Source organism: Vibrio sp. B1ASS3, from assembly GCF_905175355.1.
Classification (GTDB): Bacteria; Pseudomonadota; Gammaproteobacteria; order Enterobacterales; family Vibrionaceae; genus Vibrio; species Vibrio owensii.
In genome coordinates, this window is sequence record NZ_HG992743.1 from 123,138 (window position 1) to 137,781 (window position 14,644).

General features: G+C 45.5%; 15 protein-coding genes. 14 read left to right on the forward strand and 1 reads right to left on the reverse strand.

Features of this window, described 5'->3' with window-relative positions:
* Positions 1–16: 16 nt before the first annotated feature.
* On the reverse strand, positions 17–724 hold the full coding sequence (locus KJB05_RS18990) for a glycerophosphodiester phosphodiesterase family protein (RefSeq protein WP_208444048.1): 708 nt from the start codon (positions 722–724) through the stop codon (positions 17–19).
* Between the two features lie 272 nt (positions 725–996).
* Between KJB05_RS18990 and KJB05_RS18995 the strand changes: the two genes are divergently transcribed.
* The 14 genes from KJB05_RS18995 to KJB05_RS19060 all read left to right on the forward strand — a co-directional run bounded on the left by KJB05_RS18995 (position 997) and on the right by KJB05_RS19060 (position 14,613).
* The gene (locus KJB05_RS18995; RefSeq protein ID WP_045480021.1) at positions 997–1,950 is read left to right on the forward strand and encodes a hypothetical protein; all 954 of its coding nucleotides are present in this window, start codon (positions 997–999) and stop codon (positions 1,948–1,950) included.
* A 161-nt stretch (positions 1,951–2,111) separates the two neighbouring features.
* Positions 2,112–2,777: a response regulator transcription factor gene (locus tag KJB05_RS19000; protein ID WP_005438307.1), complete on the forward strand. Its 666-nt coding sequence runs from the start codon at positions 2,112–2,114 to the stop codon at positions 2,775–2,777.
* A complete protein-coding gene (locus KJB05_RS19005; RefSeq protein WP_039985323.1) occupies positions 2,777–4,150 on the forward strand; it encodes a sensor histidine kinase in 1,374 nt (457 codons plus the stop codon). The genes KJB05_RS19000 and KJB05_RS19005 overlap by 1 nt, the downstream gene beginning before the upstream one ends.
* A gap of 206 nt (positions 4,151–4,356) precedes the next feature.
* On the forward strand, positions 4,357–6,447 hold the full coding sequence (locus KJB05_RS19010) for a TonB-dependent siderophore receptor (RefSeq protein ID WP_208444047.1): 2,091 nt from the start codon (positions 4,357–4,359) through the stop codon (positions 6,445–6,447).
* A 75-nt stretch (positions 6,448–6,522) separates the two neighbouring features.
* The gene (locus KJB05_RS19015) at positions 6,523–7,290 is read left to right on the forward strand and encodes a DUF3450 domain-containing protein (protein WP_208444046.1); all 768 of its coding nucleotides are present in this window, start codon (positions 6,523–6,525) and stop codon (positions 7,288–7,290) included.
* A complete protein-coding gene (locus KJB05_RS19020; RefSeq protein WP_208444045.1) occupies positions 7,291–8,658 on the forward strand; it encodes a MotA/TolQ/ExbB proton channel family protein in 1,368 nt (455 codons plus the stop codon).
* Positions 8,658–9,212 carry a MotA/TolQ/ExbB proton channel family protein gene (locus KJB05_RS19025; protein WP_038896582.1) on the forward strand — a complete coding sequence of 185 codons (555 nt, stop codon included), beginning with the start codon at positions 8,658–8,660 and terminating at the stop codon, positions 9,210–9,212. The genes KJB05_RS19020 and KJB05_RS19025 overlap by 1 nt, the downstream gene beginning before the upstream one ends.
* Positions 9,209–9,613 carry a biopolymer transporter ExbD gene (locus KJB05_RS19030; protein WP_005438299.1) on the forward strand — a complete coding sequence of 135 codons (405 nt, stop codon included), beginning with the start codon at positions 9,209–9,211 and terminating at the stop codon, positions 9,611–9,613. Before KJB05_RS19025 ends, KJB05_RS19030 begins: the two co-directional genes overlap by 4 nt.
* Complete coding sequence (locus tag KJB05_RS19035) at positions 9,613–10,233, forward strand: energy transducer TonB (RefSeq protein ID WP_005438297.1); 621 nt, start codon at positions 9,613–9,615, stop codon at positions 10,231–10,233. Before KJB05_RS19030 ends, KJB05_RS19035 begins: the two co-directional genes overlap by 1 nt.
* Entirely contained in the window at positions 10,230–11,402 is a 1,173-nt protein-coding gene (locus tag KJB05_RS19040) for a hypothetical protein (RefSeq protein WP_208444044.1), read from the forward strand. The genes KJB05_RS19035 and KJB05_RS19040 overlap by 4 nt, the downstream gene beginning before the upstream one ends.
* A 174-nt stretch (positions 11,403–11,576) precedes the next feature.
* Positions 11,577–12,434, forward strand: a complete 858-nt coding sequence (locus tag KJB05_RS19045; RefSeq protein WP_208444043.1) for a CPBP family intramembrane glutamic endopeptidase — start codon at positions 11,577–11,579, stop codon at positions 12,432–12,434.
* Positions 12,435–12,573: 139 nt separating this feature from the next.
* Positions 12,574–13,203, forward strand: a complete 630-nt coding sequence (locus tag KJB05_RS19050; RefSeq protein ID WP_009705133.1) for a PepSY-associated TM helix domain-containing protein — start codon at positions 12,574–12,576, stop codon at positions 13,201–13,203.
* Between the two features lie 23 nt (positions 13,204–13,226).
* Positions 13,227–13,766 carry a DUF2271 domain-containing protein gene (locus KJB05_RS19055; protein ID WP_208444042.1) on the forward strand — a complete coding sequence of 180 codons (540 nt, stop codon included), beginning with the start codon at positions 13,227–13,229 and terminating at the stop codon, positions 13,764–13,766.
* 16 nt (positions 13,767–13,782) lie between these two features.
* Positions 13,783–14,613 carry a DUF4198 domain-containing protein gene (locus KJB05_RS19060; RefSeq protein WP_208444041.1) on the forward strand — a complete coding sequence of 277 codons (831 nt, stop codon included), beginning with the start codon at positions 13,783–13,785 and terminating at the stop codon, positions 14,611–14,613.
* Positions 14,614–14,644: the final 31 nt, after the last annotated feature.

The window sequence follows — 14,644 nt, forward strand, 5'->3', positions numbered from 1 at the left end:
ATCGACATCTCAGCTATTACATAAAACGACTTGGATGGTCACTAAAGATGCCATCCAAGATTGGCAGATGTTTTAGTTTGTTGGGATTGTTCACTGTGTAACACATCACCTTATAGCCTGCTTGTTGTAGCTTATTTATTTGGCGTGAGCGAACCCAGTTAATATTAAGGTTACAGCTGTAGGCATCAACTTCTTCGAGCAACAATCGGTCTTTTCGAGTAAAGAATTCACTCAGTACACCTAGTCGATAACCCTCACAATGTTTGTGTAGTGCTCTAATGACGTCATGACTAAAGCTTGATAAAAGGATGCGTTCTTTAGGTAAAGGACCGCCTAGAAGAGTTTGAGCCACCATATGAGCAACGTCATTGGCAGAGTGATGATCTACTTTAACCTCGATGTTAAGGTTTAGGTCATTTTCTGCAGCAAGCTCTAGGAGTTCAGATAGTGTCATGATGGATTCATTGGCGAATTCATCGCTGAACCAACGACCAAAATCTAACGCTTTGAGCTCAGATAATGTCATTTGGTCAATTCGACCTTTACCATTGCTGCAACGGTTCACGGTATGATCATGGCAAACTACCAGTACATTGTCTTTGGTCGGTTGTACGTCGACTTCAACCCAATTTAACCCTAAATCGATCGCAGCTTGAATGCTGACTCTTGTATTTTCGGGGAACTTACCTGCCACACCTCGGTGGCCAATCAATAGCGTTGTCATATACGTCTATTCTCAATAAGAAACTGCACAGAATTGTACTCTTTTTTCTTTCTGAGCATAGAGCGCAAACGTACGAGGTAATCTAAAACAGCGCCTATTGATGCATATATAAAGACGAATTTTTCATCATTCAAACGTCACAAAGCAGAGAAATACTGGTTTGGATCGGTGTTCTGAGTCAAATTACGCAATAGGACTTTTGTGCTCTCATGCCCCCTATTTCTAAGGTGGACACAAAGTGAGAGCTTCGTTTTATTATCAGGGAGAGAAGTATGAAAATCGGTGTCATTGGTGCTGGAGCCGTCGGTGTTGGGGTATGTAATTACCTGCTGACTATGGGCAGCGTGAGTGAATTGGTTCTACTAGATCAAAACTTAGAACGTGCCGAAGGTGAGGTATTCGATTTTCGACATACCGCAGCACTGACCTTCTCAAAGAACACTCATATCATTCCTACTGACGATTACCTTGATCTTTTAGGAGCGGATATTGTCGTCATCACTGCTGGTGCGCAAATCAAGCAAGGCCAGACTCGTATCGATATTGCTGAAATCAATGCCAAAATTGGTGTTGAGATCGCTCGTAAAGTTGAGCGAGTTGCCCCAAATGCCACGCTTATCGTTGTCTCTAACCCGTGCGACATTGTGGCCCACTTTATCGTTACCAATACTGGATTTGAGAACAACAAAGTGATCAGCAGTGGTTGTGTGATTGATACTGCTCGCTTGATGAGTATTGTGGCAAATCGTGTCGATTTAGATCCTAAGAACATCTTTGGTTATGTTCTTGGAGAGCACGGCAGTAACTGTTTTACGCCTAAGAGTTTGATTTCCATCGCGGGCCAACCAGCAGATTTCTACTGTGATGCCAATAATATAGAGCGTATTGATGCCGACGAACTGCTCGAAGCGGTAAAACAGGCAGGATATGAGATTTTTCGTCGTAAGCAAAATACGGTTCATGGTATCGCAGCAAGTGTATTCCGCATCATTCAGGCTATCAAAATTAATGAGCGCTCAGTTCTCCCTGTCGGTACCATGATGTCGGGGCAATATGGCGTTGAAGGCGTCGTTATCAGTTTACCTACAATCGTTGGCAAAAAAGGCGCGGAGTCAGTGCTTACTCATCCATTTTCTGAAGAAGAACTAGAAACGCTTCAGTCCATCAGCAGCAACCTGAGAGGAATAGTCGAAGATGTTGCAAAAGTAACCGGATTAAAGTGCTGATTTAAAAGAGTAAAATATACTGGATATTGCAAGAGAGAGCCTGCTGAAAAGTGGGCTTTTTTTACGCTTGTTTTTTGGGCAAAAACCTTAAAAACTATGGTTGTTTAATCTGCAAATGAGTAATAGAATGCGAACCATTTTTATTTAAGTGGTGGTGTGCAATGTCTCGAGTTCTGATCGTAGATGACGACGTTCCTTTGTGTGAATTGTTGGAAACCGTATTGCAAGAAGAGGGCTATATCGTCTCCTCTGTTCATTGCGGAGAGAGCGCATTGCAGTATATGGAGAAAACACCCGTTGACCTCGTACTTCTCGATGTGATGCTACCAAATCTAAATGGTATGCAAGTCGCTCGTCGCATTTGCCAACGCTTTGCTACCCCTATTTTGATGCTTACAGCCTTAAATGACGAGAACTCGATGTTAGATGGTTATCAAGCCGGTGCGGATCAGTACATTGGTAAGCCATTTAACGTCTCGGAACTCCTGATGAGAATCAAAGCCATTCTTCGCCGAGTTGGCCTGGAGCGCCAGAGACAGGCTATGTGTTCTACGGTACAGAGCATTAGTGATCAGTTAGACAGTCTACCTTTAACTGGAACAGAAGCTGAGCTGTTGAGTTACCTAGTAAAAAACCAAGGTGTCGTGATCTCTAAAGCGGAATTACAAACAAAAGTCCTTAAAAAGGAACTGAGTCCGTTTGATCGAAATCTGGATATGCACATCAGTAATATTCGACGTAAATTGGTAGAAGCGGGTTTATCCAAACAGCACATCAAAACGTTTCGTGGTAAAGGTTATAGCTACTTAGAGGCTGTGACTGGCTAATGAGATTTGTGTGCCCATCTTACTTTGTGAAACGAAGAGACAGCCTCGCATTTCAGCTTTTTAGCTACATGACGGCCATCGTCATTAGCATCTTGGCCGTTCAAGCGGTTGCCGAACAAGCCCTAGTCAAAGCCATGCTAAAGGTACCTGCTAGTGTAAAGACTGAAATGTTGGACCTAGCACATCAAGCTAACGTGTTGATCGAAGAAGGTGACATGGACGAGCTGGCCGATTGGGCGAATGCACAACACTTTTACTTGTTTGTACTCGACGAAAATCAGCGCCCTCTTACACACCGTTTGATGCACCCGCACTTTGAATTCAAGTTGAAATTTAAGCGACGTTTGGACGAACAACTGGAAGGTCGAGTAAGTCGTCCGATATTTAATATCCCTCTTGTCGGAAACAACAGCCTAGTGATTCAGTTGCCTCATCGTTTGCACCCCGCTCATGATTTCATCCTTTATTTCTCTGTATTAAAGGTTGTGATTGCGGCGGTCATCTTGGCGCTGTTCTCTTTGTTAATGGCGCGGAATTTACAGCAACCATTGGATCGCTTAAGAGAAGCAAGTAAAAGACTTTCGAATGGTGACTTCAACGTCAGTGTGGTGGATGAGCTTAAGTCGAACACTCGAGAGTTTAACGAGTTGGCGCAAGACTTCGACCACATGACAAAAGAGATTCATTCTCTTGCTGAAAAGCAGCGTCGCTTGATTCGTGATGTTTCCCATGAGTTACGTACACCATTAGCGCGCCAAAACTTAGTGTTACACCTATTGCGTAAGCGAGTAGGGGAAAATGAACAAACCTTAGTGACACGTATGGAAGAAGAGGCCAATGAGCTGAATCATCTTATTGGTGAAATCTTGGAATTCAGCCGTTTAGAGAATGCTCGCTACGATACGGAATTAAAACGCAGCGACTTAGAAGTGCTACTGGCGCCTCAAGTCGAGCGCTGCAAAATCGATTTGCAGATACAGCAAAACCTTACATTTGTTTCTGAGGCGACAAGAACAAAAGCGCAATGTGACGATACGTTAGTGGTGCGTTGTTTGAATAATTTGATTGGCAATGCCATTAAGTATGCTGGTCAGTCAGCCCAGATAGATGTTTCTCTAGCAAACAAAACAACGGACAAGCACAGCTATTTGGCAGTGACGATAGCCGACAATGGTCCTGGCATTCCACAAGATAAACTGACAGATATTTTTGATCCGTTCACAAGACTGGACGCTTCTCGAGACAAAAAGTTAGGTGGTTACGGTCTTGGGTTGGCCATTGTAAAAGAATCCATGCGAATGATGGGTGGGAAAGCTGTTGCAAGCAATCGTTCAGAAGGCGGGCTTGCAGTAACATTACTTTTTAGACAGTAAAATCCATGTCAAAAGTGCTGATTTAATGTGATCTAGATCTCGATTGTCGGCGAGTATGACCCTTTACCGCTTTACAAAACTTTACGAATGCAAAGAATGTAAATTTAATGCAAATAGTAATAGTTATCACTTATATTCACTCGCGAAATAACTAAGAGGGAACCACATAGCAGTTATGTGCTACCCAATAATCGGAGTGAATGGGTATGTTTTCTAAGAGCCAATTGGCATTAGTGATTGGTGCGGTGTTAGCGGCACCTGCAGTGGCAGAAGTTCAAAATGCGGATGAGCACCTAGTCGTAGAAGGTCGCGAATTCGGTTACAAAGCGGATACGAATACAACAGCAATGCGCATGGAAATGACGCAACTGGAAACTCCAGGACAAGTTGCTGTGATTGATGAAGCGGTAATCGATGAGCAGCGTGCAAGCACGTTAGGTGAAGTTCTACAAAATGACGCGAGTGTTAGTGCGGGCGGTACAAGCCGTAACCGTGAGCGTTTCTCGCTACGTGGTTTTGAACTGAGCAGTTCAGACGGCTTCCTACGTGATGGTCGTCAGCATTGGTCACACTACCGTCAACCAATTGAGCTTTTAGAGCGTGTTGAAGTTCTTAAAGGTCCATCAGGTCTACTTTACGGTAAGTCAGAACCAGGTGGTCTGGTGAACATGGTTTCGAAGAAGCCGACAACAGAAACTCACGCGAGCCTGAGCCAAGATATCGGTTCAGATGACCATTCACGAACTGTACTTGATGTCAGTGGTTCGTTGAATGAAGAACAAACGTTGCGTGCTCGTGCCATTCTTGCAAAAGAAAGCTACGGCTCATGGCGTAAATACGGTGATGGTACGGAACCACAAACTGACCGCGTAGTGGGTGGTTTGGTGGTGGAATACGATATCACTGAAAACATCATGGTGTCAGCGCACTATGACCGTACAAAAGATGACGGTAGCGTTGATTCAGGTGCTTACATTGTCGATGGTAAAGCCGTTCGCGGTGATAAGTACATCTGGGATGCACAATGGTCAGAGATCGACAATGACGTAGAAAACTACGGCATCGACATTAATGCACAGGTGACGGACAGCGTTAACGTGAAAGCGGGCTATAACCGTCAAGACTTCAAACGTTTCGACGTAGAGTCTTACCCTAAGTTCGATATGTACGAAGAAAACGGTACGATCAAGCACAAGGGTAACGAGCGTTCTGACCACTGGGTATTTGATACTGCTTACGTAGATGTGACGACTGACTTTTCTCTGTTTGGTACAGATAACACTTTCTTAGTCGGTGCAAACTACTTGGATTACAGCTACGACCGCTTTATGGCTTTCCATGACGGCGAGTATGTTCCAGCAGGTGAGACGGTAGTGAAGCCAGAGCCAACGAGTTCTAAGAAATGGCCTACTAGCGAATATGATACTTGGGGTATCTACGCGCAAAACATGATGACAATTAACGATTACTGGCAGGTACTTGCTGGCGTTCGTTACGATGAAAAGCGCAGCGATGACCTAACGGAAAGCCAAGTATCACCAAAACTAGGTGTGATTTTCCACCCTGCAAGCAACGGTTCTATTTACGTTCAGTACTCTGAGAGCTTTATGCCTCAAGGCACGGTAAACAGTACTGATTACACCAACGATGGTGAAGAGCTAGACGCAGAACGCGGTATCTCTTATGAAGTGGGTACTAAGTGGGAACTGTTCGATGAACGTCTGCTTCTTTCTGGTGCTGTGTTTGATATCACTCTAGAAAACATCGCATTAGATGTTGAAGACGGCGTTAATGCTGGCGGTGATGTGATGTACAAGAAGACTCAAGATGGTGAGCAAGTACACCGCGGTGCGGAAATTCTAGCGCAAGGTTTTGTGACTGAGGAGCTTTCGCTAACGGCTTCTGCAATGTACCTAGATGCAGAAATCACTGAGAGTGCGGATTACAAAGGTAACCGTCCAGCGGATGTTCCAGAGTTTTCAGCAAGTGTTTGGTCTCGTTACAAAGTGCAGAACAACACTGATGTTAACCTAGGTCTGATTTATGAAGGTGAGCGCTACGGTGACGCAGCGAACACATTTAAGAAAGATGGGTATGCACGTATTGATATGGGCGTTGCGTACACTCACAAGTATGATGAGAACTTAGATATTGTGGCTCGATTCAATGTAGAAAACTTGTTTGATACTGACTACCTAGCAGGTGGGGGTAGTACCAACAGTAAACAAGAAGGAGCTAGCGGTGTAGTGATAGGCGAGGGCCGAAACTACATGGCGACAATTCAGTTCAAGTACTGATAACAAACTGATTTTTAAAGGGGAAGAGTTGTCTTCCCCTTTAGTCGTTTTTGGAAAACAGAAAATATAACTCGTATGAATCTAATGAAATCAAGTATCGCTCTGTTGATCACATCGGTTTTGATTCCCGTTCAAGCGGAAAATCTTAACGATGCTCAAGCAGTGCAGAGTAAAACTAACCAAGCGTCTGCAGTAAGCCAGAAGCGTATCGATGCAAGTGCTGAGAAGTCTTTGTCACTAGAAGCTGAAATTGAACAGTTGAATGAAGAAGTCAGCAACTTGAAGATTTATCGCGACCACCTTTTAAACCTTGTTGATAGTCAAAACGAGGAAGTGGCAAGCTTGAATGAGCAAATTGAGCAGATCGCTCAAACTCGTCAAGGTGTGGTACCGCTTATGTATCACATGTTGGATGGTCTAAAGACTATCGTCGCGAATGATAAGCCGATCCGCAAAGCGCAACGTGAGGAGCGTATTGCTAAGCTTGATGCCATGATGACTCGAGCAGATGTCGCGGATGCTGAGAAGTTCCGTCGTATTCTAGAAGCGTACCAAATCGAAATGGACTACGGCACTAAGATTGGTATCTACCAAGGCAAGATTGCATTGGAAGGTAACGACCAAGTTGAGGCTGATATTCTTTACTTAGGCCGTGTGTCGCTAGTTGCTCGTAGCCTATCTGGTGAGCAGTTCTGGAGCTGGTCACAACAACAGAACGCATGGCAGTCCGTTGGTTCAGAACAAAAATCTGAACTCGATAAAGCGTTTGCCATGGCAAATAAACAGATCGCACCAAGCATGCTAACTCTGCCAGTGTCTCTAAACGTAGCGGAGGGCAAATAAATGATGAAGAAATGGCTATCGGTTGCATTGATCTCTACTGCTGCGCTTTTACCGCATACGACGTTTGCAAGTGACACTCTGCTGCAAAAAGCACAACAAGAAAATCGCCAACAGCAATCCCATAACGTAGCTCGTGAATCTGGTTTTAACAAGACTCAGCAAGAGCTACAGGCAATGAAGAATAAGCTTGTAGCAGAACGTGCGGCGCTACAAGCAGAAGCTGACACGCTTGGTGTTACGTTTAGTGAAAACGAAGCTGAACTGGCTCAACTAGAAGAAAAACTACGTTTAGAAACAGGTAGCTTGGGTGAGCTATTTGGTGTTGTTCGTCAAAACGCAAAAGAGCTGGAAGCAGAACTTAAGCATTCCGTTACTGGTGTAGACGCAAACTCATATCAGCAAAATATCGATGATATCGTTGCGGCGAAATCCCTGCCTACTCTGCCTCAGCTTCAAGCGATGTGGCGCAGCATGGAAGAACAAGTTAAAGCAAGTGGTGAGATGGCGAAAGTGTCATTCACTCTGCTTGATGGTGAAGGTCGTGAACAGACGGTCAACGGTGTTCGCCTTGGCTCAATGGCGCTATTGGATGACGCTGGTTACGTGAAGTGGAACGGTCAACGCGGCGATGCAGTAAGCTACCTCCGCCAACCAGAAAATGGACCAACAGCAAGCTCGCTGAACTCGGGTGAAATCGATTCTTTAGTGATTGACCCATCACGCGGCATCTTGCTTGAGCAATTGGCAAATTCTCCGACAATGGCGGATCGCCTGAATGCAGGTGGTGTCGTAGGTCAGATCATTCTTGGCTTGTTAGCGGTTGGTTTGATCATCGCGTTGGTTCGTGGTGTGTCATTGATGATTGCTCGTCAAAAAATCGCCAAACAGTTAAAGAATCCAACTAAACCAGAAGATAACCCGCTTGGTCGTATCCTTGCTGTGTACCAAAAAGACAAACATCGTAGCGTTGAAGCATTAGAACTTCGCTTATTAGAAGCGGTAGTTGACGAGCAGACTCACCTTGAGAAGGGGTTGTCGATGCTGAAACTGCTTGCTGCTCTAGCACCGATGCTTGGTCTATTAGGTACGGTAACTGGTATGATCGAAACGTTCCAAGTGATCACTCAGTTTGGTAATGGCGATCCAAAAGTCATGGCAGGTGGTATCTCTATGGCGCTAGTTACAACTGTTCTTGGTCTTGTTGCGGCAATGCCATTGCTTCTTGCTCATAACGTCTTGAGCTCTCAAGCAGAGAACATTCGCAATATTCTTGAAAAGCAAGGCATTGGTCTTGTTGCGGAACAAGCTGAGCGCGATATGCCAAAAGGCAAAAACAACCCTAACACGACAGCGGAGAACGCAGCGTAATGGAGCAGATCCTACTCAACACATTGGGTTTGATCAGCGAGGATTGGGCCTCAACCTTGATGAGCTTTATGCAGCAAGGTGGCCAAATCCTATGGTGGCTAGCAGCCGTTGTAGCGGTGTGTTGGTTACTGGTTATGGAGCGTGTACTTTACCTGACAATGGAGTTTCCGAAGGTGAAGAAACAGCTTTGTGAGCAGTGGCTAGCAAGACCTGACCACCACTCTTGGTACGCGCATCAAATCCGCGAAGGATGGATTGCAAAAGCACACATTGAACTGCGCCAAAACCTATCAACCATCAAAGTACTCGTGGCGATTTGCCCGATGTTAGGTTTGCTAGGTACGGTGACTGGTATGATCACGGTTTTTGATGTGATGGCCACACAAGGCAGTAGCAATCCAAAATTGATGGCTTCAGGCATTTCACTTGCAACACTGCCAACTATGGCAGGAATGGTTGCGGCACTTGCAGGCATGTTTGTCCATGCACGTTTGAGCAAAGTGTGTGAGCGTAAAGCCCTCCAGTTAGAACAATCTTTAAGGAGTCAGAAGTGAGACTCGGACGTAGAAATAATCAACAAGATGAAGCGCAAATCGATCTAACATCGATGTTGGATATCGTGTTCATCATGCTGATCTTCTTCATTGTGACCAGTTCATTTGTACGTGAGTCAGGTGTAGAAGTTAACCGCCCACAAGCATCGAACGTGGTTAGCCAAAAAGACGCAGGCATTTTTATTGCGGTAACAGCGGCGAACGATGTGTACATCGATAAACGTTTGGTGGATATCGAACGTGTTGAAGCGACCATTGAGCACTTGTTACTTGAGCAACCAGAAGCATCACTTGTCATTCAAGCCGATGAGCACGCATACAACGGGACGGTTGTGAAAGTGATGGATGCGGCGAAAGGTGCTGGTGTGAAGAACATCGCATTGGCAGCGGAGAAACCTTAATGGGCAGGCTACTACTCGCGCTACCAGCGTCAATTTTGATTGCGGTGAGCTTGTTTAGCTTTATGGCGTGGATGGTCGACAAAGGCAATCAACGCGCACCTCAACCGTCAGAGGCGGTGCGCTTTGACATGGTGATGGTCGAGAATGATGCTGATGTTCAACGTCGTCAACGCTCGGTTCCTGAACAGCCAGAACCACCAAAAGCACCAGAACCGATGGATTTGTCTCAAGCGGAAACCCAAGTAGAGCCGATGAGCCAAGTGACGCCAATCAGCGCATTGGGTTTGAACACGGCTCTGGATGGCATTGCGATCAGTGCTCCTAATTTAAAAGGCACGATGGGTAACCAGCAAGCATTGCCTCTGTACCGCGTTGATCCTCGTTATCCAAGCAAAGCACTGAAACGTAAAATGGAAGGTTACGTAGTGATGCGCTTTACCATTGACGCGACAGGCCGCCCTAAAGACATCGAAGTGATTGACGCTAAGCCAAAACGTATCTTCGAAAAAGAAGCGATTCGAGCGCTGAAGAAATGGAAATATCAACCGAAAGTTGAAGATGGTGTCTCAATTGAGCAGTTCGGACAAACCGCTAAAGTGGAGTTCAAGTTAGCCAAATGATGAAGCAATTCTTAATCGGTGCGGTATTAAGCCTAAGTGCTTTTACCACCGTCGCGAATGAACTGAGTCAATACACGGCGACTCGTGTTCAACGCGCTCATAACCTAGCGCAAGAAGAAAAGCTGCAAGAAGCCATTTCAACTCTTGAAGGCCTCGATTTATCTCGTGGTTACGATCAAGCGTTTGTGGCGCGAATGCTGGGTATTTTCTACTGGCAGAATGAGCAAGTTAAGCCTGCAATTAAACAGCTAGAGATTGCGGTAAACAGTGGTCTTCTGGAAGATGAGCAAGCTTGGCAAACGCGCAAAATGTTGGCTGATATGTTACTAAATGAACAGCAGTTCTCTAAAGCTTTGCCACATTATTATGGCTTGAGTAAATCCGTTCCTGAGAGCCAAAAGGCGTATGAAATTTGGCTGCGTATTGCACAGTCTCATTACCAGTTAAGTCAGTGGAATAAAGTTCTCTCTGCAATGGCTCGTTATGAGAAATATGGCCAGCCAGACGAAATGGCACCACTGTCCATCAAGCTATCTGCAGAGCTAGAGCTGAAAAAGTGGCAGCCAGCGATTGGCACGATCAAACGCTTGATTGCGATCGAGCCAGAGCGTGTGGAATGGTGGCGTCAGCTTGTTGCTCTGTATCTACGTGTGGATGATGATAAGCGTGCTCTTGATGCTTTGGCTCTTGCGAAGCTGAAAGGCGTAGAGTTGAACCAAGATGACCTCAAACTTCTTGCTCAGCTGTATGGTAAGCGCGGTATTCCAGAGCGTGCAGCAAAAGTGTTGGGTGAGTTAAATGAAGTTAACTCAGACAGCAAGCTTAAAGCGCAGCAAGCTACGTACTGGCAAATGGCGAAAGAATGGGATAAGTCGATAGCGAGTTGGCGCGTGGCCGCGAAGCTGGATCGCCAATACTATTGGAACTTGTCTCAGTTGCTTGTCCAAGAAGGGCACTACAAAGATGCTCTGATTGTATTGGATAAAGTCTCTGGTCGCAAAGCGGATGTGGCATTGGTTAAGACACGTGCCTACTACAAGCTGAAACGAATTGAAGACGCACTTGCCAACGCAAAACGCGCAAATGAGATTGAGCCTTCAACTCAAGCTGAGAGTTGGGTGAAATACCTATCTCAGTTGCGTAAAGCGAAAGCGAGCCAGAATAGCTAAGTCCATGTGACAATAGAACATGCATCAACGATCGAAAGACCCGGGTTATATCTCGGGTCTTTTTGTTTGTAAATATTGAGTCTGGTTCGATCTCTTTTTAAATATCATAACGTTATATTACCGCTATCCAGCGATAAGACTGGAACGTCAGCTTTTGTTTATAAGGATAATACAATGATTCTCGATTCTGACATCTGGCTATGGTGCCCGTTAATTTTGGCGATAGCAGCGGCTTTTCTCCGCCATACTGGAGTCGCACTCGTATTGCTTGGCATCACCTTGTTTGGTGGCTTTATTCTCGGCCGTATTGAGCTTATCGCCTTGATCAGCTCTTTGTTTGTGCTTGGCGTGTCATACCGACTTCCAAGCCTCGCTTCAAGGCTAAAAGCGCAGCCAAAAACGAAACCCATTTTCTATTTGGGGTGGGGAGTCGTAATTGTTTGGTGTGTTCTGTTGTTTGTCCATCTGATCTCGGGATTCAATAATCTGCAAGTGCTCGACAAGGTATCTGCGGGGCCGTTAAGTGCTCCGTTCTCTATGTACCTTAACTTAGACAAGCCGCTTGCCTTCTTTGCACTCTTACTGGCTTATCCGATTTTGCTAGGTGGTGAGTCAAAAGTAAGAGTCAAACCGGCATTGCTGGTGATGATTCCTTTGCTCTTATTGTTGCCTATTGCGTCAGCGTTTGGTGCTATAAAACCAGAATTGAGTGTGCCATCTTGGTGGTGGTTATTTGCTTTGAACAACTTAGTCCTGACTTGTGTGGCAGAAGAAGCGCTATTTCGTGGATTTATACAGCAGTCGCTGTCCCGTCGCTTTGACTGGCGAGTCGGCTTGGTAGTAGCGAGTCTTTTGTTTGGTTTGGCTCATTTTGCTGGTGGCCCACTATTAATGGTATTCGGCGCGCTTGCAGGGGTTGGGTACGGTTTGGTCTTCCATTTTACTGGCCGTTTATGGTGCGCTGTGCTCGCCCACTTCGTGTTTAATTTCTGTCACTTGCTTTTCTTTACTTATCCAATTCTCGCTCGATAACGCCCCCCCTCTGATTTACTCCCGTCAGTATCGACGGGAGTAGTGCTTTTTGACCAAACGTAAACAATGTAAATTAAATGCCAATACGAATGATTATCACCTAAATTACTTCCTCATTTACTGGTGATGATTGTTTTCTATGTTGCTCAAAAGCAAAGGCGTCCAGACTTGGGCACGCCGTCTGCACATTTATATTTCTATGGCTCTTTTATTGGTGACGCTGTTTTTTGCGTTAACTGGTATTACGTTGAACCGCCCAGAACTGTTTGAGCGCAGTGAACCCATCATTCAGCAACACACACTCACAGTTCCTTCCGAGCAACTATTTGCGAATGAAGGAAGCTTCCAACCCAATCGCTCTGCCCTGTTGAGTTTCTTAACACAAGAAACAGACCTACGAGGCACACCATCAGCACTCGATGTGTATACCGAGGTTGAGGATGGTGAATTGATGATTGGTGAACTCTCTTTAGATTTCAAAGGCCCAGGCTACAACGCCACCGTTTTCGTCGATATGACGACGGGTGAAGCTGAAGTTGAAACCACTAACTACGGCATGGTTGCGCTACTAAACGACCTACATAAAGGTCGCAACAGTGGCGATACGTGGAAATGGTTTATCGACATAACAGCCTTGCTAATGGTGTTTTTTGTGCTGACCGGTGTGTGTTTGCTGCTTCCAAAGAAAAAGACTTTTAGAACATCAATGCAGTGGATGAGTTTTGGCACTGCGTTATCACTCGTTATTTATTTTTTCGCTGTGCCATAACAGCCTATTCAGAGAAAAAACCAATGTTAAACATGGGCCGAATTTTTCGCCGTCACCCGTTTAGTAAAGCCGCATTGATCGCGGCTTTATCTCCTTTGCCGCTTATGGCCGCTCCTTTTCCAGATAATGCCAAAGTCGACTTTGAGTTTGAGTTACCAAAGATTGATACCTCGATGTACGCAAGACCTTATGTCGCAGTATGGATCGAAGATGAAAAGCGTAAACCAGTCAAAACCATTCAGCTTTGGGTAGGTAAAGATGAATGGTTGAAAGATCTTCGCAGCTGGTGGCGCAAAGTGGGTCGTTACGATCGCGAATTGGTCGATGCCGTAACGTCAGCCACTCGACCTGCAGGCCAATACCGATTCGTTTGGGATGGCACTAATGATGATGGTCAACGACTCAAGCAGGGCAATTACACCCTACATGTAGAAGTCGTGCGTGAACACGGTGGCCGTAATTACCTACGTCAAAAAATTCAGTTAGCGGACAGTGAAGTGCGCTACCAAATAAAACCAACGGAAGAGACGGGCGTCATTACCGTCAATTACCAAGTTAAGTGATAGAGAAGGAATAACAATGAAAACCAAAATGAAAGCGGTGGCATTAGCAAGTGTAATGGCAATGGGGCTAGCGGCCGCGACAACAGCACAAGCGCACCCTCGTTGGGTTCTCCCTTCTCACTTTACGGTATCAAAAGAAGGCGGTGATTGGTTAACGTTCGATGTGACAGCGTCTCACGGTACGTTTGTATTCGATAAGCCAGCAGGTAGCGAGCAAGCGTTCGTGATCATGCCAGATGGTCGTTCTGAGCGTCCAAACTTTGTCGTACGCGGTAAGCGTCGTTCAATGTTTGACTTCTTCTTTGTTGAAGAGGGCACGCACAAAGTGGCTATCAACAACCAACCTAGCTACTACACCCAGTACAAAGCAGGTCGTCGTGACACGGTTAAGTGGGCGAAAGCGAGCAAAGCAGACCGTGCAAGCGTTATTCCTGAAAAAGCACGCGATGTCGTTACCCAACTTAGCTACACACGTGCAGAAAGCTATGTAACGGTTGGTATGCCAACAGAAAAGGCACTAGAGATTGAAGGTAAGCTGTTAGAAATGAAGCCGATTACGCACCCTTCAGACATTATTGAAGGTGAAGAAGTGACATTCCAATTCTTCTTTAACGGCGAGCCTCAGCAAGGTGTCACGGCGGAAATTACGCGTGAAGGTACTCTGTATCGCAACCACCAAGAGCAAATCGATGTGGTCAGCGGCAAGGATGGAAAAATCACCTTCACTCCAGATGTAGCAGGCCGCTACTTAATGAAAGCAAACTACAAGGGTGAGCTGAAAAACGATCCACTTGCAGACAAAGCAAGCATGAACGTTCACCTAACGTTTGAAACTCAACTTAACTAATCAAAATTTGGCTCAGCCATTCGCTGAGCCA

Bases quoted from the DNA above. Each gene is read 5' to 3' on its own strand.
- KJB05_RS18990 (WP_208444048.1), bottom strand. From the start codon at position 724: ATGACAACGCTATTGATTGGCCACCGAGGTGTGGCAGGTAAGTTCCCC.
- KJB05_RS18995 (WP_045480021.1), top strand. From the start codon at position 997: ATGAAAATCGGTGTCATTGGTGCTGGAGCCGTCGGTGTTGGGGTATGT.
- KJB05_RS19000 (WP_005438307.1), top strand. From the start codon at position 2,112: ATGTCTCGAGTTCTGATCGTAGATGACGACGTTCCTTTGTGTGAATTG.
- KJB05_RS19005 (WP_039985323.1), top strand. From the start codon at position 2,777: ATGAGATTTGTGTGCCCATCTTACTTTGTGAAACGAAGAGACAGCCTC.
- KJB05_RS19010 (WP_208444047.1), top strand. From the start codon at position 4,357: ATGTTTTCTAAGAGCCAATTGGCATTAGTGATTGGTGCGGTGTTAGCG.
- KJB05_RS19015 (WP_208444046.1), top strand. From the start codon at position 6,523: ATGAATCTAATGAAATCAAGTATCGCTCTGTTGATCACATCGGTTTTG.
- KJB05_RS19020 (WP_208444045.1), top strand. From the start codon at position 7,291: ATGATGAAGAAATGGCTATCGGTTGCATTGATCTCTACTGCTGCGCTT.
- KJB05_RS19025 (WP_038896582.1), top strand. From the start codon at position 8,658: ATGGAGCAGATCCTACTCAACACATTGGGTTTGATCAGCGAGGATTGG.
- KJB05_RS19035 (WP_005438297.1), top strand. From the start codon at position 9,613: ATGGGCAGGCTACTACTCGCGCTACCAGCGTCAATTTTGATTGCGGTG.
- KJB05_RS19040 (WP_208444044.1), top strand. From the start codon at position 10,230: ATGATGAAGCAATTCTTAATCGGTGCGGTATTAAGCCTAAGTGCTTTT.
- KJB05_RS19045 (WP_208444043.1), top strand. From the start codon at position 11,577: ATGATTCTCGATTCTGACATCTGGCTATGGTGCCCGTTAATTTTGGCG.
- KJB05_RS19050 (WP_009705133.1), top strand. From the start codon at position 12,574: ATGTTGCTCAAAAGCAAAGGCGTCCAGACTTGGGCACGCCGTCTGCAC.
- KJB05_RS19055 (WP_208444042.1), top strand. From the start codon at position 13,227: ATGTTAAACATGGGCCGAATTTTTCGCCGTCACCCGTTTAGTAAAGCC.
- KJB05_RS19060 (WP_208444041.1), top strand. From the start codon at position 13,783: ATGAAAACCAAAATGAAAGCGGTGGCATTAGCAAGTGTAATGGCAATG.